Source organism: Enterobacter cloacae complex sp. SYL003, assembly GCF_049236925.1.
GTDB lineage: Bacteria > Pseudomonadota > Gammaproteobacteria > Enterobacterales > Enterobacteriaceae > Enterobacter > Enterobacter intestinihominis.
On the sequence record NZ_JBMKJK010000016.1, the window covers coordinates 58273 to 78751 of the forward strand.

At 58.7% G+C, this 20479-nt stretch carries 19 protein-coding genes; 13 read left to right on the forward strand and 6 right to left on the reverse strand.

What is annotated here, in order from left to right:
* The first annotated feature begins 74 nt into the window (after positions 1–74).
* From rhaD to rhaM, 7 genes are all read left to right on the forward strand, one after another.
* Positions 75–905 (forward strand): rhamnulose-1-phosphate aldolase, encoded by an 831-nt coding sequence (rhaD, locus tag ACOT1A_RS18950; RefSeq protein ID WP_022649818.1) that lies wholly within the window; start codon positions 75–77, stop codon positions 903–905.
* Positions 906–987: 82 nt separating this feature from the next.
* On the forward strand, positions 988–1974 hold the full coding sequence (gene rhaS, locus ACOT1A_RS18955) for a rhamnose ABC transporter substrate-binding protein (RefSeq protein WP_032626938.1): 987 nt from the start codon (positions 988–990) through the stop codon (positions 1972–1974).
* A gap of 99 nt (positions 1975–2073) precedes the next feature.
* The gene (locus ACOT1A_RS18960) at positions 2074–3576 is read left to right on the forward strand and encodes a sugar ABC transporter ATP-binding protein (protein WP_038416934.1); all 1503 of its coding nucleotides are present in this window, start codon (positions 2074–2076) and stop codon (positions 3574–3576) included.
* On the forward strand, positions 3576–4580 hold the full coding sequence (locus tag ACOT1A_RS18965; protein WP_276170163.1) for an ABC transporter permease: 1005 nt from the start codon (positions 3576–3578) through the stop codon (positions 4578–4580). The genes ACOT1A_RS18960 and ACOT1A_RS18965 overlap by 1 nt, the downstream gene beginning before the upstream one ends.
* Entirely contained in the window at positions 4577–5578 is a 1002-nt protein-coding gene (locus ACOT1A_RS18970; RefSeq protein ID WP_276170162.1) for an ABC transporter permease, read from the forward strand. The genes ACOT1A_RS18965 and ACOT1A_RS18970 overlap by 4 nt, the downstream gene beginning before the upstream one ends.
* Positions 5579–5713: 135 nt before the next feature.
* The gene (gene fucO, locus ACOT1A_RS18975; RefSeq protein ID WP_003861980.1) at positions 5714–6862 is read left to right on the forward strand and encodes a lactaldehyde reductase; all 1149 of its coding nucleotides are present in this window, start codon (positions 5714–5716) and stop codon (positions 6860–6862) included.
* Entirely contained in the window at positions 6859–7173 is a 315-nt protein-coding gene (rhaM, locus tag ACOT1A_RS18980) for an L-rhamnose mutarotase (protein ID WP_063163766.1), read from the forward strand. Before fucO ends, rhaM begins: the two co-directional genes overlap by 4 nt.
* On the opposite strand, the gene ACOT1A_RS18985 is transcribed toward rhaM, so the two are convergent.
* The 4 genes from ACOT1A_RS18985 to ACOT1A_RS19000 all read right to left on the reverse strand — a co-directional run bounded on the left by ACOT1A_RS18985 (position 7161) and on the right by ACOT1A_RS19000 (position 12273).
* Entirely contained in the window at positions 7161–8438 is a 1278-nt protein-coding gene (locus ACOT1A_RS18985) for an MFS transporter (RefSeq protein WP_276170161.1), read from the reverse strand. The two genes, rhaM and ACOT1A_RS18985, sit on opposite strands and share 13 nt — an antisense overlap.
* Before the next feature lie 44 nt (positions 8439–8482).
* Positions 8483–10606 (reverse strand): alpha-galactosidase, encoded by a 2124-nt coding sequence (locus tag ACOT1A_RS18990; RefSeq protein ID WP_276170160.1) that lies wholly within the window; start codon positions 10604–10606, stop codon positions 8483–8485.
* Between the two features lie 105 nt (positions 10607–10711).
* Positions 10712–11707 carry a LacI family DNA-binding transcriptional regulator gene (locus ACOT1A_RS18995; protein ID WP_023305100.1) on the reverse strand — a complete coding sequence of 332 codons (996 nt, stop codon included), beginning with the start codon at positions 11705–11707 and terminating at the stop codon, positions 10712–10714.
* Between the two features lie 17 nt (positions 11708–11724).
* Positions 11725–12273 (reverse strand): helix-turn-helix domain-containing protein, encoded by a 549-nt coding sequence (locus tag ACOT1A_RS19000; RefSeq protein ID WP_023305101.1) that lies wholly within the window; start codon positions 12271–12273, stop codon positions 11725–11727.
* Positions 12274–12376: 103 nt separating this feature from the next.
* Here ACOT1A_RS19000 and ACOT1A_RS19005 point away from each other — a divergent pair, with 103 nt between their 5' ends.
* Positions 12377–13036, forward strand: coding sequence for an AzlC family ABC transporter permease (locus ACOT1A_RS19005; protein ID WP_003861971.1), 660 nt, complete (start codon positions 12377–12379; stop codon positions 13034–13036).
* A complete protein-coding gene (locus tag ACOT1A_RS19010) occupies positions 13036–13359 on the forward strand; it encodes an AzlD domain-containing protein (protein ID WP_022649832.1) in 324 nt (107 codons plus the stop codon). Before ACOT1A_RS19005 ends, ACOT1A_RS19010 begins: the two co-directional genes overlap by 1 nt.
* Before the next feature lie 40 nt (positions 13360–13399).
* Here ACOT1A_RS19010 and ACOT1A_RS19015 read toward each other — a convergent pair whose 3' ends face one another.
* Positions 13400–13612 carry a DUF1471 domain-containing protein gene (locus tag ACOT1A_RS19015; RefSeq protein ID WP_003861966.1) on the reverse strand — a complete coding sequence of 71 codons (213 nt, stop codon included), beginning with the start codon at positions 13610–13612 and terminating at the stop codon, positions 13400–13402.
* A 114-nt stretch (positions 13613–13726) separates the two neighbouring features.
* Complete coding sequence (fdhD, locus tag ACOT1A_RS19020; RefSeq protein WP_032626930.1) at positions 13727–14563, reverse strand: formate dehydrogenase accessory sulfurtransferase FdhD; 837 nt, start codon at positions 14561–14563, stop codon at positions 13727–13729.
* A gap of 371 nt (positions 14564–14934) precedes the next feature.
* On the opposite strand from fdhD, the gene fdnG reads away from it, so the two are divergent.
* Genes fdnG through fdhE form a run of 4 tightly spaced genes read left to right on the forward strand, consistent with a single transcriptional unit; the run spans position 14935 to position 20458 of the window.
* Positions 14935–17985, forward strand: coding sequence for a formate dehydrogenase-N subunit alpha (gene fdnG, locus ACOT1A_RS19025; protein WP_157843920.1), 3051 nt, complete (start codon positions 14935–14937; stop codon positions 17983–17985).
* Between the two features lie 12 nt (positions 17986–17997).
* Entirely contained in the window at positions 17998–18900 is a 903-nt protein-coding gene (fdxH, locus tag ACOT1A_RS19030; RefSeq protein WP_003861960.1) for a formate dehydrogenase subunit beta, read from the forward strand.
* Complete coding sequence (gene fdoI, locus ACOT1A_RS19035) at positions 18897–19532, forward strand: formate dehydrogenase cytochrome b556 subunit (RefSeq protein ID WP_006808711.1); 636 nt, start codon at positions 18897–18899, stop codon at positions 19530–19532. Before fdxH ends, fdoI begins: the two co-directional genes overlap by 4 nt.
* Positions 19529–20458, forward strand: coding sequence for a formate dehydrogenase accessory protein FdhE (gene fdhE / locus ACOT1A_RS19040; protein WP_022649835.1), 930 nt, complete (start codon positions 19529–19531; stop codon positions 20456–20458). The genes fdoI and fdhE overlap by 4 nt, the downstream gene beginning before the upstream one ends.
* Positions 20459–20479: the final 21 nt, after the last annotated feature.

Genomic DNA, 20479 nt, shown 5'->3' on the forward strand with positions numbered 1-20479 from the left:
CATCCCCTCTCCCCTTTGGGGAGAGGGTTAGGGTGAGGGGTTCAACCTCACCGCGATAACTGGAAATGAAAACTATGCAGACCATCACCACTTCCTGGTTCGTCCAGGGCATGATCAAAGCCACCTCTGACGCCTGGCTCAAAGGCTGGGATGAGCGCAACGGCGGCAACCTGACGCTACGCCTGGACGACGCGGATATCGAGCCATTTGCCGCCGATTTCCACCAGAAGCCGCGCTATATCGCCCTGAGCCAGCCGATGCCGCTGCTCGCCAACACACCGTTTATCGTCACCGGTTCCGGGAAGTTCTTCCGCAACGTCCAGCTCGACCCGCAGGCCAACCTTGGCGTGGTGAAAGTGGACAGCGACGGCGCGGGCTACCACATTCTGTGGGGGCTAACGGACGACGCGGTGCCTACCTCTGAACTGCCGGCGCACTTCCTCTCCCACTGCGAGCGCATCAAGGCGACCAATGGCAAGGACCGCGTAATCATGCACTGCCACGCCACCAACCTGATCGCCCTGACCTACGTGCTGGAAAATAATTCTGATTTCTTCACCCGCAAACTGTGGGAAGGCAGTACCGAGTGTCTGGTGGTGTTCCCGGACGGCGTCGGCATTCTGCCGTGGATGGTGCCGGGCACCGACGAAATCGGTCAGGCAACCGCAACGGACATGCAGAAGCACTCACTGGTGCTGTGGCCGTTCCACGGCGTCTTCGGCAGCGGCCCGACGCTGGATGAAACCTTCGGCCTGATCGACACCGCCGAGAAATCCGCGGAAGTGCTGGTGAAGGTCTATTCCATGGGCGGCATGAAGCAGACCATCACCCGGGAAGAGCTGATCGCCCTGGGCAAACGCTTTGGCGTCACCCCCATGCAGTCGGCGTTAGATCTGTACCAATAACAACATCGCGCCCCGCTCATTGAGACGGGGCGAAAACCACCTGCAATCCCTACAACTAACTCAAGTCAGTGGAGTAAAAGCAATGAAAATAAAAGCAAGCTTGATCCTCACCGTTGCCGCTCTGGCGTTGTCCGGTTCCGCTTTAGCAGAAGTGAAAATCGCCCTGGTGGCGAAGTCCTTAGGAAATGGATTCTTCGAGGCAGCGAACGTCGGCGCGCAGGAGGCGGCCAAAGAGTTAGGCGATGTAAAAGTGATTTATACCGGCCCGACCACCACCACGGCGGAAGCGCAGATCGAGGTGCTGAACGGGTTGATCGCCCAGGGCGTGGATGCGATCGCGATTTCCGCGAACGATCCGGACGCCGTCGTGCCGGTGCTGAAAAAAGCGATGCAGCGCGGCATTAAGGTTGTGTCGTGGGACTCCGGGGTGGCGAAAGCCGGACGCCAGATCCACCTCAACCCGTCCAATAATGCCCTGATTGGCGAAACCAACGTGAAGCTCGCCGCCGACGCGCTGAAAGCGCTGAACGTGGAGAAGGGCGACGTGGCGGTGCTGAGCGCCACGCCAACCTCCACCAACCAGAATACCTGGATTGCGGAGATGAAAAAGGTGCTGCCGAAGTACCCGTCCGTCAATCTGGTGACCGTGGCCTACGGAGACGATCTCTCTGACAAAAGCTACCGCGAAGCGGTCGGCTTGCTGAAAACCTACCCCGAACTGAAAGTGATTGTTTCGCCATCGTCCGTGGGCATTGTGGCCGCTGCGCAGGCGGTGAAGGACCAGGGCAAGATTGGCAAAGTGTACGTCACCGGTTTAGGCCTGCCGTCCGAGATGGCGGGCGCGGTGAAGTCCGGCGCGAGCAAGAGCTTTGCCATCTGGAACCCGATTGACCTCGGCTATGCGGCAACCTACCTGGCGGATGACCTGGTGAAAGGCACGGCCAAGAAAGGTGAGGCCAGCATGGGCAGACTGGGCAAAGTGAAGCTGGATGCTGACGGCAACGGCGCGATGGCCGAGCCGTTCGTCTACGATGCCAGCAATATTGATAAGTTCTCGAAAATCTTTTGATGCAATTTGTAGGCCGGATAAGCGTAGCGCCATCCGGCAAAAGGCGGGTGGCGCTGCCGCTTACCCGCCCTACAAATTCCTCTGTCCAGGAGAACTATCATGACCCCATTGCTACAGCTTTCTGGCATCACCAAGGTGTTCCCCGGCGTGCGTGCTCTTGAGAACGTGCAGCTTGCGCTGTGGCCCGGCAAAGTGACGGCGCTTATAGGCGAAAACGGCGCGGGCAAGTCGACGCTGGTCAAAGTGATGACCGGCATTTACCAGCCCGACGAGGGCGAAATTCTCTATAAAGCGATCCCCGTTCATCTCCCGACGCCGGAGTCGGCGCATAAAATGGGCATCACCGCCATTCACCAGGAAACCGTGCTGTTTGATGAACTCTCGGTCACCGAGAATATTTTTGTCGGTCAGTACCTTCACAAAGGCTTCCTGAAAAAGCTCGACTGGCCGGAAATGCACCGCCGGGCGCAGGCGATCCTCACGCGGCTGGAAGTGCAAATCGACCCGCGCGCGACGCTGAAAACCCTGAGCATCGCCCAGCGTCACATGGTGGCGATTGCCCGCGCGCTGTCGTTTGAGGCGCAGGTGGTGATCCTCGATGAACCGACGGCGGCGCTGTCGCAGCATGAAATCCTCGAGTTTTACCAGATTGTGGAGCGCTTAAAGCAGGAGGGCAAAGCCATCCTGTTTATCTCCCACAAGTTCGACGAGATTTTTGAGCTGGCCGATCACTACACTATTTTGCGCGACGGCGCGTTCGTCGGTGCAGGTGCAATAAATGAGATCACCGAGGAGCGGATGGTGTCGATGATGGTCGGGCGCGCCATTACCCAAACTTTCCCTAAAATCGACTGCGAAAAAGGCGAGACGGTGCTGGAGGTGAAAAACCTCTGCCATCCGACCGAGTTTGCGCATATCTCGTTCTCCCTGCGTAAAGGAGAAATCCTCGGCTTTTACGGGCTGGTGGGGGCCGGGCGTACCGAGCTGATGCAGGCGCTTTCCGGCGTCACGCGGCCATCGTCCGGGGAAATTATCCTCAACGGACAGCCCCGGCGCTTCTGCCAGCCTGCGGATGCGATCAAAGCCGGTATCGTCTGCGTGCCGGAAGAAAGACAGAAACAGGGGGCGATTATCGCCCTGCCGATTGCCCAGAACATCAGCCTGCCTCAGCTCAGCAAGCTCAATCCGAACGGTGTGCTGCATGACGACCGTGAATGGAAGCTGGCGGACGAGTACGCCAAACGCCTGCAAGTGAAAGCCTTCAGCTGGAAGCAGGCGGTGGAGACCCTCTCTGGCGGCAACCAGCAAAAGGTCGTGATCGGCAAATGGCTGGCGACGCACCCTGACGTGATTATCCTCGATGAGCCGACAAAAGGCATCGATATCGGCTCAAAAGCAGCCGTGCATCAGTTTATGTCCGAGCTGGTCAGTCAGGGGCTGGCGGTAATTATGGTCTCGTCCGAACTGCCGGAAGTGATGGGCATGGCGGATCGCATTATCGTCATGCACGAGGGGCTGATGGTGGCCGAGTACCAGGCGGGAGACGCGACGGCGGAAACCATCGTCAGCGCCGCCAGCGGTGCAAAACAGGAGGCGGCATAATGCTTAGCTCACTCTTAAAACACCGCGAAGCCCTGCTGGGCGCGGTGATTATCCTGATGATCGTCGCCATTGGCAGCCGCGTGCCATCGTTTATCGCGCCGGGCAACCTGGTGGAGATGTTTAACGACACCGCCATTCTGATCGTCCTCGCGCTCGGGCAGATGATGGTGCTGCTCACGAAAGGCATCGACCTGTCGATGGCGGCCAATCTGGCCCTGACCGGGATGATTGTCGCCCTGATTAATTTCCATTACCCGGACGTGCCCGTCTGGGCGCTGCTGATCCTTGCCAGCGTGCTTGGGCTGCTGATGGGCGCGATAAACGGCCTGCTGGTGTGGAAGCTGGGCATTCCGGCGATTGTGGTAACGCTCGGCACTATGAGCATCTACCGCGGAATGATCTTTTTGCTCTCCGGCGGCGGCTGGGTGAACTCAAACCAGATGGGTACAGATTTCCTCGGCCTGCCACGTGCGTCAGTGCTGGGCTTGCCGGTGCTGAGCTGGTGCGCCATCGCCGCGCTGCTGCTGGTGGGCTACTTCCTGCGCTACAGCCGCACCGGACGAGCGCTCTACACCGCAGGCGGTAATGCCACGGCAGCGTACTACACCGGGATCAACGCCGGAAAAATGCAGTTCATTAGCTTCTGCCTTTCCGGTCTGCTGGCCGGGTTCTGCGGCTACCTGTGGATATCGCGCTTTGCCGTTGCGTATGTTGACGTCGCTAACGGTTTTGAATTGCAGGTGGTGGCAGCCTGTGTGATTGGGGGGATCAGCACCATGGGCGGCACCGGGCGCGTGCTCGGCTGTCTGTTTGGCGCACTGTTCCTCGGGGTGATTAACAACGCCCTGCCGGTGATCGGCGTCTCACCGTTCTGGCAGATGGCGATTTCCGGCACGGTAATTGTGATAGCGGTGCTGCTGAACGAGCGCGGCAATAAACGTAAAGGCCGATTGATACTGCGCGATGCGGCGCTGGCAAGTCAGAAACTGGCGGTGAAATCATGAGCAAAATGATGACATCTGAAGCAATCAAACCCACTTCTGCGCCGGGCATCTTCCAGCGTCTGCTGTGCTGGGAGGGGTTCCTGCTGGCGGTGACGCTGGCGGTGTTCTTGGTGAACGCGCTCGCCTCACCCTACTTTCTCAATATCTGGAACCTCTCCGACGCGACGTTCAACTTCACCGAAAAAGCGATCATCGTGTTGCCGATGGCGATGCTGATTATCGCCAGGGAAATTGACCTGTCGGTAGCCTCCACCATCGCGCTCAGCTCCACGGTGATGGGCTTTTGCGCGGCGGCGGGCGTCGATACGCCGCTGCTGGTCTGCGTCGGATTAGGCGTCGGGCTACTGTGCGGGCTGTTCAACGGCATTCTGGTGACGCGCTTTAACCTGTCGTCCATCGTCATCACCATCGGCACCATGAGCCTGTACCGCGGGATCACCTACATCCTGCTCGGGGACCAGGCGCTGAACAGCTACCCGGAGAGCTTCGCCTGGTTCGGCCAGGGCTACGTCTGGGGCGCGCTGTCGTTTGAGTTTGCGCTGTTTATCGTGCTGGCCGCTCTGTTTGCCTTTGTGCTGCACCGCACCAACTTTGGCCGCCGCACCTACGCCATCGGCAACAACCCGACCGGCGCGTGGTACTCCGGCATCAACGTGAAGCGCCACAATCTGATGCTGTTCGCGCTGGTGGGACTAATGTCCGGCCTGGCGTCAGTGCTGCTTACCTCGCGTCTGGGCAGCACTCGCCCGACGATTGCGATGGGCTGGGAGCTGGCGGTGGTGACGATGGCGGTGCTCGGCGGCGTCAATATTCTCGGTGGGTCCGGCAGCATGGTGGGCGTGATTATCGCCGCCTTCCTGATGGGGCTGGTGACCTTCGGCCTGAGCCTGCTCAACGTGCCCGGCATTGTGATGTCGGTGATTATCGGCGCGATGCTGATCGTGGTGATTTCGCTGCCGATTATTACCCGCCGGATGATGCAGCGAAGACGGAATTAAATTGCCCCTCACCCCTGCCCTCTCCCCTGAGGGGAGAGGGTGAAAAGCCGCACCGAGCAGTCCCCTCTCCCCTCCGGGGAGAGGGTTAGGGTGAGGGGAACGGATTACCTCAAAAGCATATTAAGGAGAATTATCATGAGCTTTATGTTGGCACTCCCCAAAATCAGCCTGCACGGCGCGGGCGCGATCGGCGATATGGTCAATCTGGTGGCAAACAAACAGTGGGGAAAAGCGCTGATTGTCACCGACGGCCAGTTGGTGAAGCTGGGCCTGCTCGACAGTTTGTTTTCCGCGCTCGACGCCCATCAGATGTCGTATCACCTGTTCGATGAGGTATTCCCGAATCCGACGGAAGCGCTGGTGCAGAAAGGCTATGCGGCATATCAGGATGCGGAGTGTGATTACCTGATTGCCTTTGGCGGCGGCAGCCCGATTGATACCGCCAAGGCAATCAAAATCCTCACCGCCAACCCCGGTCCGTCAACCGATTATTCCGGCGTCGGCAAGGTGAAAAACGCGGGCGTGCCGCTGGTAGCGATCAACACCACCGCAGGCACGGCAGCGGAGATGACCAGCAACGCGGTGATCATCGACGCCGCGCGTCAGGTGAAAGAGGTGATCATCGACCCGAACATCATCCCGGATATCGCCGTGGACGATGCCAGCGTGATGCTCGATATTCCGGCCTCCGTAACCGCCGCAACCGGCATGGACGCGCTAACCCACGCCATTGAAGCTTACGTCTCCGTGGGCGCACACCCGCTGACCGATGCCAACGCGCTGGAAGCCATTCGTCTGATCAACCTCTGGCTGCCGAAAGCGGTCGACGACGGTCACAACCTGGAAGCGCGCGAGCAGATGGCCTTTGGGCAGTATCTGGCGGGCATGGCGTTTAACAGCGCCGGGCTGGGGCTGGTGCATGCTCTGGCGCACCAGCCGGGCGCGACGCACAACCTGCCGCACGGCGTGTGCAACGCCATCCTGCTGCCGATCATCGAAAACTTTAACCGCCCGAACGCGGTCGCCCGATTCGCCCGTGTGGCACAGGCGATGGGCGTTGACACGCGCGGCATGAGCGACGAAGCGGCCAGCATGTCCGCCATTCAGGCGATTCGCGATCTGAGCGCCCGGGTCGGCATTCCGTCCGGATTTAGCCAGCTCGGCGTCACCAAAGCCGATATTGAAGGCTGGCTGGATAAAGCGCTCGCTGACCCGTGCGCGCCGTGCAACCCGCGCACCGCCAGCCGCGATGAGGTCCGCGAGCTGTACCTGGAGGCATTATGATCCGCAAAGCGTTTGTGATGCAGGTAAACCCGGATGCGCACGAGGAGTATGCGCGCCGCCACAACCCGATCTGGCCTGAGCTGGAAGCGGTACTGAAAGCCCACGGCGCGCACCACTACGCCATTTACCTCGACAAAGCCCGCAACCTGCTGTTTGCGACAGTGGAGATTGAATCGGAAGAGCGCTGGAACGCGGTAGCGAATACCGACGTCTGCCAGCGCTGGTGGAAGCATATGGGTGACGTCATGCCGTCGAACCCGGATAACAGCCCGGTGAGCACGGAGCTGAACGAGGTGTTTTACCTGGACTGATGTGTTAACGCTGCTGCCCCTGCGGTAGCAGCTATCTCCCGCCTGCCACTCAGCGTAAACGCCGACACAACCGTAATCGCCAGCACGAAGCAGCCCAGCATCAGGTACGTCTCTTGGAAGCCGACCCGGTCATACATATTTCCGGCAAAGGCGGAGAGGAAGATCGCCGCCGACTGTTTGGCAAACTGGAAGCCAATCAGGTAGATGGTGGCCGACAGGCGCGTATCAAACACCCCGGTGATGTACTTGAATGCCCCCACCAGCAGGAACGGGACTTCCAGCGCGTGCAGCATCTTCAGGGCAATCACCTCCACGGCAGTGGTGGCAAACGACGAGCCGATAATGCGCGTCGCCATGATTACCCCGGCAATCAACAGCGTGTTTTTCGCGCCGATGCGGTTAATGATCCACGGCGAGCAGAACATGATGATCGCGTTACAGATTTCCCCGGCCGTGGTGGCGAAACCAAAGGCGCGGGTCCCCTCCTGCGGTGTGGCGAAAAAGGTTTTAAAGAAGGTGGCAAACTGCTGGTCGAAGACGTCATACACGCAGGCCACGCCAATCACGTACAGGATGAACATCCACATTCTGCGCTGGCGGAACAGGGTGAAGACGGTTTTAGCGGTGATCTGCGGCTGATTGGCGCCCAGGGCATTCATCACCTGCGCCGTCTGGTTGGGCTTCGGTTTCGCAACCACCAGCAGCAGCATCAACAAAAGCGCTGCCGCCGACCCCATCCAGAAAACATACGACGGATCGATGCCGAACAGGATGCCGCCCGTTGAGGCGCACAGCCCCCAGCCGAGGCAGCCAAACATGCGCGCCTTACCGTACTCAAAAAAGCTGTTGCGGCTCACGCGTTCAATGTAGGCCTCAATCGCCCCGGATCCGGCTGAAAAAACAAAGCCGATATACACCCCGCCGCTCAGCGCGCCCAGCCAGATATTGGCTTTCAGCAGTGGTGCAAAGACGTACAGGAAAAACGGCGCGAACAAAAACAGCAGCACCGAGATTATCCACAGCAGGTGTTTTTTCAGCCCCAGCTTGTCCGAAATGACGCCCAGCACCGGCTGGAAGGCAATGGCCGACAGCGAGATGCAGGAGAAAACAATCCCCGTATGGGTTTTGTTCAGGCCGATGATGTCCGACAGCCAGATCGGCAGGAACGGAAAACAGGTGGCCATGATGAAGAAGTAGAGAAAGAAGAACAGCCCGAAGATCCAGAAGTTAGGGTTGTCTTTGTGGGTACAGGTTGTTGTGTTCATTATTTTTATCCTCAACGGAGGGCCGGTTGCCCGGCCCGTCACCCTTACACGCGTTCCACACCAATCAGAATGGCGGTTTCCGGATCCAGAATTGGCAGCGCAATACCCGCCTGCATCAGCCATTCACCGCTTACCGTTTGCGGCGCGTCCATCCACGCCGGCAGCTTGCGCATGGTGTGCCCGCCCTCGCCCGTAATCTGAATGTTCGGGTGATCGAGCAGCGTGATGCGGTACTGCGCGCTGGCGTCTAACCCCGGCATGCGCAGCGGCATCATCAGGGTGTAATCCGGCATCGCGAGCTGGCTGACCAAAAACAGCCCCTGCGTCTTGTCTTCGCTCACTATACCCTGCGCCAGGGTGGTGGCGTCCGGCATATCCACGCGCCACTGGGTGCCGTGATGAATGACCTCGCGCCACCGCTTATACAGCGCGGCGTAATGTCGATAGCCTTCACGCTCCTGCGCGTCGACGGTGAGCGGATCCAGCTCCAGCCCCATGTGACCAAACAGCGCCGTCAGTCCGCGGAACTGAATGCTGTGCTGGCGGAAGGTAGCGTGACATTTATGATGACCGATATGCGCCCCCATCACCTCCGGCGGGAAGAAGTAGCTCATGCCGCGCTGGATAGTGTTGCGCTCCAGCGCGTCGTTATTGTCGGACGCCCAGAAGCGGTGGCAGCGGGTCAGCACTTCATAATCGATTCGCCCGCCGCCGGAGGAGCAGGATTCAAACTCAATGTGCGGGAAACGCTCGCCCAGCACGTCCAGCAGGCGATAAAACTGGCGCGTCTGGGCATCGGCGGCGGCTTTGCCCTTGTTCCCTGGCTGCACCAGCTCGCGGTTCATGTCCCATTTCACGTAGTCGACCGCGTGTTCGCCCAGCAGCCAGCTCATGCGCTCGACCAGATAATCAAAGGCCTGCGGAATATTAAGATTGAGCACCAGCTGATGTCGCCCGGTCGCCTGGGCGTAGCCCGGCAGCGCCAGCACCCAGTCAGGGTGCGCGCGGTACAGATCGGAATCCGGGTTAATCATCTCCGGCTCAACCCAGATACCAAACTCCATGCCGAGCTGTTTAACGTGATCGATTACCGGCTTAAGGCCGTTCGGGTATTTTTTCTCGTCCAGATACCAGTCGCCCAGCGCGGCGTGGTCGTCGTTGCGGCCTTTGAACCAGCCGTCGTCAATGATAAAGCGCTCCACGCCCAGCGCTGCGGCCTCGTCGGCCATGCGCATGATGTAGTCCGGATCGTGGTCGAAGTAGATCCCCTCCCAGGTGTTGAGATGCACCGGGCGCGGTTTATCTTCCGGGAAGCGGATAACGTTATCGCGCAGGTAGCGGTGGAACTGCTGGCTCATGCCATTCAGCCCGTGCGGGGAGTGGCTGGCATACAGGCGCGGCGTCCAGAGCGTTTCCCCCTCTTCAATCGCCATTTCACCCGGCAGGTAGAGCGCTTCGGCCTGCATATAGCGGCGGCCATCGGTTTTCACCTCTGCGCGCAGGCGGTGGTTGCCGCTCCAGCCCAGATGCACACCCCAGACGTCACCCTGCATTTCGCTGAACGATGGCGTACCGGCGATCAGCGCCGGGAAATGTTCGTGGGAGGTTTTACCCCGGCGGTTTTCAATCACAAAGCTGTCATGTTCAAGCATCACGCGGTGCGGCTGAAACTCCCTGATCCAGCGTCCGTGGAAGGCCATCACCTCCTGCGCGCGCTCGGCAATCGGGAGCGTCACGGCAAAGCGATCCACCTGCCACGCCTGCGTTTTCAGGTTGGTTAACCCATGGCGCACCACCAGTACGCCGCTGGCATCCAGCGTTAATTCACTGGTCAGGCGCAGGCCCGCCTGTTTATCTTCCGCCGTTACCGTCAGGGTTTGCCCCTGCTGTTGTACGCCTGTGGTGGTGAAGACAGGCGATCCGTCCAGCCCCTGACGATGCCCATCGATGCCGGGCGAACCAAACAGGCCGTGCCCCAGCTCTGCCATCAGCGTGACGGGGGAGTCGACGTCCAGCCTGCCGTTAGCAACCGGGCGCGCAATACTCAGGACATCCTGCGGCGAGAAGTGCTGAAGGTGCGGCCCCCAGTAGAGAATTTCGGCGAACGGGTGGGTTTTTAGCACCACGTCAACCGTATTGCTTTCAAGTCGAAAAATGGCATCTTGCATCGGACATCTCCTGTCATCGGGATGTCCTGAGTGTTGATCCGAAACGTTTCGGATATAAACCACAACGTTTCGGATCTGTGATCGAGTTTTGAGTTTTTGGTGTAATCAGGCCGTCTGGCCTGGGGAAAATTCCGGCTGCCAGAGCACCTGAAGCGTATCAATGTCGTCGCCGTTAATCAGCTGGCGCACCATATCGGCAATCTGTTTCCCGACACCCTGACGGGTAGACTGGATCACCGCCGCGACGTCGATATCGACAATGCTGTCCTGCGGTAAACCGTCATAGACCACCAGCGAGACGGCATTTTCACCGGTTAAGCGCCCCATCTGCGCCAGAGCCATCGCTGCGCCGTCGCCATGAGTGTTGCAGTCGGTAATGATGGCCGTGGGCGGCTGCGGCAGGGAGAGAAGTTCTTGCGTGGTGGCATACCCCACGCGGCGCGAAGGGGGCAAGGCGCGCAGCCATTCGCTGGAAAGACCGGCTTCCCGCAGCGCGTCCAGGAAGCCCTGGCGACGCTGGGTGATGAATGCCTGGTTGTTGCTTTCGCCCAGCAGCGCAATGCGCTGATGGCCTTTCTCGATCAGCCAGCGGGTGGCCTGATACGTACCGGCATAGTTGTCGAAATCGAACCACGCGTACGGCTGCGGCAGCTGGCTGCGGCCGAGCGCCAGGAACGGGAACCCGGCGGCCTGAAGCTGCTCAAGACGCGGATCGTGATCCAGCGTATGCGCCACTATCAGCGCATCCACGCGTCGGCTCTGCACCATGCGCATATAGCTGTGTTTGTCCGCCAGATCGTCGTCAGCGATGAGCAGCAGGTCAATCTCATGTCGCGCCAGTTCGTGGCTAATTTCGCCGACCATGTCCATAAAAACGCTGTTATTGAGCGGAACAGGATGCACCGGAAACACCAACCCGACGGCGTCGATTTTGCCCATCTTCAGGCGACGGGCAAAGGTATTTGGTCGGTAGCCACGGCGCTGGGCCTCCGCTTCCACGCGGGCGCGCGTCTCAGCAGAAACGTCGTCATATCCGTTGAGGGCGCGGCTGACGGTGGTAACAGACAGCCCCAGTTCTTTGGCAATGGCTTTAAGCGACATGATTTTCCGTATCTTCGTTAGTTTTGTTCCGCCACCAGCAGCGCGTGCGTATCTGGCTCCAGCGCCTTAAAGATATGCGGCTGGTCAGCGGGATAGCAAATGTAATCTCCCGGGCCGAGCTCTTCCGCCGCGTCGATCAGGCCGACCATCGCCCGCCCCTGGGTCACGATAATATGCTCAACCGACCCTGGCGGATGCGGCTGGGAAATACGGTCTGCCCCCGGCTGAGTCAGCAGCAGGTAGATATCACGACGCGCCCCCGGCGGACACGCCGCGAGCAAAATCGCCTCGTAGTTCGCCTGCCCGGCGACAACTTTTGTGCCCTCGCCGCGGCGGATCACCTGTGTGACGGGCTGCTGTGGCTCCAGTAATCGGGCAAACGGAATATCCAGCGCCACGCAAAGCGACCAGAGCGTTTCCAGGCTAGGGTTGCCGTTGCCAGACTCCAGTTGTGAAAGCGTGGATTTGGCGATCCCGGCACGGCGGGCGATCTCCGCCAGCGAAAGTCCGGTTCGCAGGCGTTCTCGCACCAGGCTTCTGGCGATTACGCTGATTGGCTGCGTCATAATAACGGCCTCATTCTCTCTATAACGAACGAATCGTTCGCCTTGTAAAACGTTTTTGATGCGTTCATTATAATGGAAATACGTTCGATATGGCTAAAATGGTATGAAGAATCACCTCTCTTGCCTGAAAGGCGACACGATAAAAGCGATCGTCTTGGTCTGCCTCGCGGTGGGCGTGGTCGGCATGTCCTACGGCTCGCTGGCGATGGCCTACGGCTTCCCGCTGTGGGTGCCGTTTGTCCTCTCCCTCACGGTGCTGGCAGGCGCATCCGAGTTTATGTTTATCGGCATCGTGGCGAGCGGCGGCAATCCGCTGGCGGCGGCCGCAGCCGGTTTACTGGTAAACGCGCGCCATGTGCCGTTCGGCGTGACGGTGCGTGACCTGGTGGGCAAGCGCGGCCTGAGCTTTCTGGGCTGTCATATCATGAACGATGAAAGCGTGGTGTTTGGCCTGTCGCAAAAAACCGCCGAGCAGCGTAAAGCGGCCTACTGGCTGTGCGGGTTAGGCGTGGCAATCATCTGGCCGCTGGGCGCGGTGCTGGGGGCGATGGTCGGCAAGCTACTGCCAGACCCGGAAACCATCGGGCTGGACGCGGTGTTCCCGGCGATCCTGCTGGCGTTAGTGGTGCCGGCATTTAAAAACCGTACCACGCTGATCCGCGCCTGTAGCGGCGCGGTGTTGTCGCTGGCCGCCGTACCGTTTGCGCCGGTTGGCCTGCCGGTGCTGCTCTCTTTGCTCGGCCTTGCCGCGAGGAAAAAATAATGGAAAACATGACGGTCTTTATTCTCGGCATCGCCATTCTTTCTGCCGGAACCTATCTGATGCGTCTCGGCGGGGCAAAACTCGGCAGCCGGCTGGCGCTTTCTGAACGGTCGCAGGCGCTGCTTTCAGATGCGGCTACCGTTTTGTTGTTCTCCGTCGCGCTGGCGACAACGTTTTATGAAGGGGACCATTTTGCCGGGATGGCGCGCGTGCTGGGGGTGGGGTTCGCGGTGTTTCTGGCCTGGCGCAAAATGCCGTTAATTGTGGTGATCGTCGCGGCGGCGGTGGTGACGGCGCTACTGCGTCTGGCGGGCATAAACTAAAAAAGCGCCCCAGGGGCGCTCTTTCGACGGTACTGCGAAATTATTTGTTCAGTTCAGCGGTCATGTGTACGCGGTTACCGGTGAATGCCTGAGTAATTTTGTAGGATGACGCGCCCGCTTCCTGAGCCTGTGCGGCGATTTTAGCTTCTGCACCGTCCAGCGTAGAGGCGGATGCGGTCACAGTCTGCGCAGCGAAAGAACCGAAAGATGTAGCCAGAGCGATTACTGCGACAAAAGTTTTGATGCTTTTCATGAGATAAACCCTTTCGTTAAGTTGTTTAGATAAGGCACCGTGCCTTGATGAGATAAATACTAGACCTCATCATGAACAACTAAAAGCGGAAGGATTTGCTATACTCATTCAAAATTACTGATTAACAATTAATCGCTGCGGATGGGTGTAAATTGTCGCCCTGCCTGGCTTGCAGAACCCCACCAGCGTCAGGTTGCAGCGCTCCGCCACTTCAACCGCCAGCGTGGTTGCCGCTGACACCGCAAACAAAATTTCCACGCCGCACATGGCGGATTTTTGCACCATCTCGTAGCTGGCGCGGCTGGAAACGAGCGCGGCCCCTTGCTGCCAGACGTTGTTTTCCCGAGCGCGACGGCCCAGCAGCTTATCCAGCGCGACGTGGCGGCCAACATCTTCATGCCCGCCTGCAATGCTCCCCGACGGCAATACCCACGCCGCCGCATGCGTACAACCGCTGAGCTGGCCGATGGGCTGAACGTCATTCAGGTGCTCAAGCGCCCGATCAAGATGCGCCAGATTGAACGTCTGGGTGAACGGCAGCGGGATAATGGGTTTGCCGATATCGTTAAGCTGTTCAACACCGCACACGCCGCAGCCGGTACGTCCGGCCAGCGCCCGGCGGCGCTCTTTCAGCCCCATAAAGCGGCGGCTGGAGAGTTCGATTTGCACTTCGAGACCGTTACAGGCCGGTACGACGTCCATGCCGTAGATCTCCTGCGGATGCGCAATGATGCCTTCCGAGAGGGAGAAACCGATGGCGAACAGCTCGAGATCTTTCGGCGAGGCCATCATCACCACATGCGAAATCCCGTTGTAAACCAGGGCAACGGGGACCTCTTCCGCCAGAAAATCCGGCGTGGCATGTGAAATGTGAGGCGGTCTGTGTACCGACAGTTCCACAATGCCCGCAGGCAGTGGCGACGCGTGGGTAGCACGGTTTTGTTTAAACACGACGGTATTCCTGAACAACCACGGAAGTGAGCCTGCTATTGCACCACAAACAGCGGACCTTACGCATAGTATGGATCAACTTTTCAGCATCCATTCTCCTACTCAATTCGGAGGGGTGCAACCGGTCATCTGCTACACACCCTTAACATCCGCAGAGAGAAATGTGATTGATATCACACTTTATAATCAATGCCGTGATAATACGTTCACTTTGTTTTAACGCCGTTGGAACAGGCGTACCGACATTGTGGTATTCTGGGCTTATCCCTCGGAGAAATGAGGGATTAACGCAAATTTTTCTCCTTTGCGGTTAATTCTCAACCGCAAAGTAAAACTACATAGCAATGTCGTAATGAACCAAGGAGTGACCCATGCAGGTCAGCAGAAGGCAGTTCTTTAAGATCTGCGCTGGCGGTATGGCAGGCACCACGGCGGCGGCACTGGGCTTTGCGCCCGGCGTAGCGCTGGCGGAAACTCGGCAGTATAAACTGCTGCGCACCCGCGAAACCCGTAACACCTGTACGTACTGCTCCGTCGGCTGTGGGCTGTTAATGTATAGCCTCGGCGACGGTGCGAAAAACGCCAAAGCATCTATTTTCCACATCGAAGGCGATCCGGATCATCCGGTCAACCGTGGTGCGCTGTGTCCGAAAGGGGCCGGTCTGGTAGATTTTATCCACTCTGAAAGCCGCCTGAAGTTTCCTGAGTACCGTGCTCCCGGCTCTGACAAATGGCAACAAATCAGCTGGGAAGAGGCGTTCGATCGCATCGCTAAGCTGATGAAAGAAGACCGCGATGCCAACTTTATTGCGAAGAATGCCGAAGGCACCACCGTTAACCGCTGGCTCTCCACCGGCATGCTGTGTGCTTCAGCGTCCAGTAACGAAACCGGCTATTTAACCCAGAAATTTACGCGCGCACTCGGTATGCTCGCGGTCGACAACCAGGCGCGTGTCTGACACGGACCAACGGTAGCAAGTCTTGCTCCAACATTTGGTCGCGGTGCGATGACCAACCACTGGGTCGACATCAAGAACGCCAACCTTATTGTGGTGATGGGCGGTAACGCCGCTGAAGCGCACCCTGTCGGGTTCCGCTGGGCGATGGAAGCCAAAATCCACAACGGCGCGAAGCTGATTGTGATCGATCCCCGCTTTACGCGTACAGCGTCAGTGGCGGATTTCTACACCCCTATTCGTTCAGGTACTGACATCACTTTCCTGTCAGGCGTATTGCTGTACCTGATGACCAACGAAAAATATAACCGCGAGTACACCGAAGCCTATACCAACGCCAGCCTGATCGTGCGTGAGGATTACCACTTCGAAGATGGCCTGTTCAGCGGTTATGACGCCGAAAAACGCAAATACGACAAAACCAGCTGGAACTACGAGCTGGACGAAAACGGCTTTGCGAAGCGCGACACCACCCTGCAACACCCGCGCTGCGTGTGGAACCTGCTGAAAGAGCACGTGTCCCGCTATACGCCAGAGGTTGTCGAAAACATCTGTGGGACGCCGAAGGCGGACTTCCTGAAGGTGTGCGAGCTTATCGCCGAAACCAGCGCCAAAGATAAAACCGCGTCGTTCCTGTATGCACTCGGCTGGACGCAGCACTCCATCGGCGCGCAGAACATCCGCACCATGGCGATGGTTCAGTTGCTGCTCGGCAACATGGGGATGGCAGGCGGCGGCGTTAACGCCCTGCGCGGTCACTCCAACATTCAGGGTCTGACCGACCTTGGCCTGCTGTCTCAGAGCCTGACGGGTTACATGAACCTGCCGAGCGAGAAACAGACCGACCTGCAAACCTATCTGACGGCCAGCACGCCAAAACCGCTGCTCGAAGGCCAGGTAAACTACTGGGGCAACTATCCGAAGTTCTTCGTCTCGCTGATGAAAGCTTTCTACGGCGACAAGGCGACGGCGGAAAACAGCTGGGGCTTTGACTGGCTGCCGAAGTGGGACAAAGGGTACGACGTCCTCCAGTACTTCGAAATGATGCACCAGGGCCAGGTCAACGGCTATATCTGCCAGGGCTTTAACCCGGTGGCGTCGTTCCCGAACAAGAACAAGGTTGTCGAGTCTCTGTCGAAACTGAAGTACCTGGTGACGATTGACCCGCTCAATACCGAAACCTCGACGTTCTGGCAGAACCACGGTGAGTCGAACGATGTCGACCCGTCGAAGATTCAGACCGAAGTGTTCCGTCTGCCGTCCACCTGCTTCGCGGAAGAGAACGGCTCTATCGTCAACTCTGGCCGCTGGTTGCAGTGGCACTGGAAAGGTGCGGACGCCCCGGGCATCGCCCTGAACGACGGCGAGATCCTGGCCGGTATCTTCTTACGCCTGCGTAAAATGTACGCGGCTGAAGGCGGCGCAACGCCTGAGCCGGTGCTGAACATGACCTGGAACTATTCGACGCCGGAAAACCCTGCGCCGGAAGAAGTGGCCATGGAGAGCAACGGTAAGGCGCTGGCGGACGTTATCGACCCGGCGACCGGCACCGTGCTGGCGAAGAAAGGCGATCAGCTCAGCACCTTCGCACACCTGCGTGACGACGGTACGACGTCAAGCGGCTGCTGGATTTTTGCCGGTAGCTGGACGCCGAAAGGCAACCAGATGGCCAACCGCGATAACGCCGACCCGTCGGGCCTCGGTAATACGCTGGGCTGGGCGTGGGCATGGCCGCTTAACCGCCGCATCCTCTATAACCGTGCCTCTGCTGACCCGCAGGGCAACCCGTGGGATCCGAAGCGTCAGCTACTCAAGTGGGACGGCGCGAAATGGGGCGGCGTGGATATTCCGGACTACAGCACTGCCGCACCAGGCAGCGATGTCGGGCCGTTTATCATGCAGCCTGAAGGGATGGGGCGCCTGTTTGCTATCGATAAGATGGCGGAAGGTCCGTTCCCGGAACACTATGAGCCGTTTGAGACGCCGCTGGGTACTAACCCGCTGCACCCGAACGTGGTCTCTAACCCGGCAGCCCGTATCTTCAAGGGCGATTTTGAAGCGCTGGGTAAAAAGGACAAGTTCCCGTATGTCGGCACCACCTACCGTCTGACCGAGCACTTCCACTACTGGACCAAGCACGCGCTGCTTAACGCCATCGCGCAGCCGGAACAGTTTGTGGAGATCGGCGAGAAGCTGGCGGGCAAGCTCGGCATCGCCCATGGCGATACCGTGAAGGTCTCCTCTAACCGCGGCTACATCAAAGCCAAGGCGGTGGTGACCAAGCGTATTCGCACGCTGAACGTTCATGGTCAGCAGGTGGATACCATCGGCATCCCAATTCACTGGGGTTATGAGGGCGTGGCGAAGAAAGGGTTCATTGCGAATACCCTGACGCCGTTCGTCGGTGATGCGAACACGCAGACGCCGGAGTTTAAGGCCTTCCTCGTGAACGTGGAAAAGGTGTAACGGAGACGACTTATGGCTTATCAATCTCAAGACATTATCCGTCGTTCCGCGACTAACGGTTTCACGCCCGCGCCTCAGGCGCGGGACCACCAGCAGGAAGTGGCGAAGCTTATCGACGTGACCACCTGTATCGGCTGTAAAGCCTGTCAGGTGGCTTGTTCAGAGTGGAACGACATCCGTGACGAAGTGGGTCACAACGTCGGGGTGTACGACAACCCGGCGGACCTGACCGCCAAGTCCTGGACGGTAATGCGTTTCTCGGAAGTGGAACAGAACGACAAACTGGAATGGCTTATCCGCAAAGACGGCTGTATGCACTGTGCGGATCCGGGCTGCCTGAAGGCGTGTCCGTCAGAAGGGGCTATCATTCAGTATGCCAACGGCATCGTCGACTTCCAGTCTGAGCAGTGTATTGGCTGCGGCTACTGCATCGCGGGCTGTCCGTTCGACGTGCCGCGCATGAACCCGGAAGACAACCGCGTCTACAAATGTACGCTGTGCGTTGACCGCGTAAATGTCGGTCAGGAGCCAGCCTGCGTGAAGACCTGCCCAACCGGCGCTATCCACTTTGGCTCTAAAGAGGATATGAAAACGCTGGCAGCAGAGCGCGTGGGCGAGCTGAAAACCCGTGGTTACGATAACGCGGGCCTGTACGATCCGGCCGGGGTTGGCGGTACGCACGTGATGTACGTGCTGCACCACGCCGACAAGCCGAATCTGTACCATGGCCTGCCGGAGAACCCGGAAATCAGCGCCACCGTGAAGTTCTGGAAAGGTATCTGGAAACCGCTGGCCGCGGTCGGTTTTGCGGCCACCTTTGCAGCGAGCATCTTCCACTACGTCGGCGTTGGTCCGAACCGCGCGGAAGAGGAAGACGATAACCTGCATGAAGAGAAAGACGAGGTGCGCAAATGAGAAAACGTGACACCATCGTGCGCTACACCGCGCCGGAACGCATCAACCACTGGGTCACCGCCTTCTGCTTCATGCTGGCGGCGATAAGCGGGCTGGGGTTCTTCTTCCCCTCCTTCAACTGGCTGATGCAGATACTGGGCACGCCGCAGCTGGCGCGCATCCTGCACCCGTTCGTGGGTGTGGTGATGTTTGCCTCGTTTATCATCATGTTTTTCCGCTACTGGCACCATAACCTAATCAATCGGGATGATATCTTTTGGGCGAAGAATATTCGTAAGATCGTCGTCAACGAGGAAGTGGGTGATACCGGGCGTTATAACTTCGGCCAGAAATGCGTATTCTGGGCGGCGATTATCTTCCTGGTCCTGTTGCTGGTGAGCGGCGTGATCATCTGGCGTCCGTACTTTGCGCCTGCTTTCTCAATCCCGGTGATCCGATTTGCGCTGATGCTGCATTCATTTGCCGCAGTGGCGTTAATTGTGGTTATCATGGTGCATATCTACGCCGCCCTTTGGGTGAAAGGCACCATTACCGCGATGGTGGAAGGATGGGTAACCAGTACATGGGCGAAGAAACATCACCCGCGCTGGTACCGTGAAGTCCGCCAGAAACAGGAAAAGTCATCTGAATGAGTATTCGCATAATCCCGCAAGATGAGCTGGGGTCGAGCGAGAAACGCACGGCGGATTATATTCCGCCGTTGTTGTTCCCCAGACTCAAGAACCTCTACAACCGCCGCGCAGAGCGTCTGCGCGAGCTGGCAGAGAACAACCCGCTGGGCGATTTTCTGCGTTTTGCCGCGCTGGTCGCCCATGCGCAGGAAGTGGTGCTATACGACCACCCGCTGCAAATGGATCTGACCGCACGCATCAAAGAAGCCAACGCGCAGGGCAAGCCGCCGCTGGACATTCACGTTCTGCCGCGCGACAAGCACTGGCATAAGCTGCTGCATTCGCTGATTGCCGAGCTGAAGCCCGAAATGAGCGGCACGGCGCTGGCGGTCATTGAGAACCTGGAAAAAGCCTCAGAGCAAGAGCTGGAAGAGATGGCGAGCGCGCTGTTTGCCTCCGACTTCTCGCTGGTGAGCAGCGATAAAGCGCCGTTCATCTGGGCTGCGCTGTCGCTCTACTGGGCGCAAATGGCGAGCCTGATCCCGGGTAAAGCCCGCGCTGAATATGGCGAAGCGCGCCAGTTTTGCCCGGTGTGCGGCTCAATGCCGGTCTCCAGCATGGTACAGATTGGTACGACGCAGGGGCTGCGCTACTTGCACTGCAACCTGTGTGAAACCGAGTGGCACGTGGTGCGCATCAAGTGCAGCAACTGCGAACAGACCCGCGATCTGAACTATTGGTCGCTGGAAAACGAAGACGCGGCGGTGAAAGCCGAAAGCTGCGGCGACTGCGGGACCTACCTGAAGATTCTGTATCAGGAAAAAGACCCGAAAGTCGAAGCGGTAGCCGACGATCTCGCCTCGCTGATCCTGGACGCGAAGATGGAGCAGGAGGGCTTTGCCCGTAGCTCGATCAACCCGTTCCTGTTCCCGGGGGAAGGGGAGTAATCTCCTGTGAGAATGCCGGGC

Excerpts from the sequence above, each read along its gene's own strand:
- rhaD (WP_022649818.1), top strand. The coding sequence starts at position 75 with ATGCAGACCATCACCACTTCCTGGTTCGTCCAGGGCATGATCAAAGCC.
- rhaS (WP_032626938.1), top strand. The coding sequence starts at position 988 with ATGAAAATAAAAGCAAGCTTGATCCTCACCGTTGCCGCTCTGGCGTTG.
- ACOT1A_RS18960 (WP_038416934.1), top strand. The coding sequence starts at position 2,074 with ATGACCCCATTGCTACAGCTTTCTGGCATCACCAAGGTGTTCCCCGGC.
- ACOT1A_RS18965 (WP_276170163.1), top strand. The coding sequence starts at position 3,576 with ATGCTTAGCTCACTCTTAAAACACCGCGAAGCCCTGCTGGGCGCGGTG.
- ACOT1A_RS18970 (WP_276170162.1), top strand. The coding sequence starts at position 4,577 with ATGAGCAAAATGATGACATCTGAAGCAATCAAACCCACTTCTGCGCCG.
- fucO (WP_003861980.1), top strand. The coding sequence starts at position 5,714 with ATGAGCTTTATGTTGGCACTCCCCAAAATCAGCCTGCACGGCGCGGGC.
- rhaM (WP_063163766.1), top strand. The coding sequence starts at position 6,859 with ATGATCCGCAAAGCGTTTGTGATGCAGGTAAACCCGGATGCGCACGAG.
- ACOT1A_RS18985 (WP_276170161.1), bottom strand. The coding sequence starts at position 8,438 with ATGAACACAACAACCTGTACCCACAAAGACAACCCTAACTTCTGGATC.
- ACOT1A_RS18990 (WP_276170160.1), bottom strand. The coding sequence starts at position 10,606 with ATGCAAGATGCCATTTTTCGACTTGAAAGCAATACGGTTGACGTGGTG.
- ACOT1A_RS18995 (WP_023305100.1), bottom strand. The coding sequence starts at position 11,707 with ATGTCGCTTAAAGCCATTGCCAAAGAACTGGGGCTGTCTGTTACCACC.
- ACOT1A_RS19000 (WP_023305101.1), bottom strand. The coding sequence starts at position 12,273 with ATGACGCAGCCAATCAGCGTAATCGCCAGAAGCCTGGTGCGAGAACGC.
- ACOT1A_RS19005 (WP_003861971.1), top strand. The coding sequence starts at position 12,377 with ATGAAGAATCACCTCTCTTGCCTGAAAGGCGACACGATAAAAGCGATC.
- ACOT1A_RS19010 (WP_022649832.1), top strand. The coding sequence starts at position 13,036 with ATGGAAAACATGACGGTCTTTATTCTCGGCATCGCCATTCTTTCTGCC.
- ACOT1A_RS19015 (WP_003861966.1), bottom strand. The coding sequence starts at position 13,612 with ATGAAAAGCATCAAAACTTTTGTCGCAGTAATCGCTCTGGCTACATCT.
- fdxH (WP_003861960.1), top strand. The coding sequence starts at position 17,998 with ATGGCTTATCAATCTCAAGACATTATCCGTCGTTCCGCGACTAACGGT.
- fdoI (WP_006808711.1), top strand. The coding sequence starts at position 18,897 with ATGAGAAAACGTGACACCATCGTGCGCTACACCGCGCCGGAACGCATC.
- fdhE (WP_022649835.1), top strand. The coding sequence starts at position 19,529 with ATGAGTATTCGCATAATCCCGCAAGATGAGCTGGGGTCGAGCGAGAAA.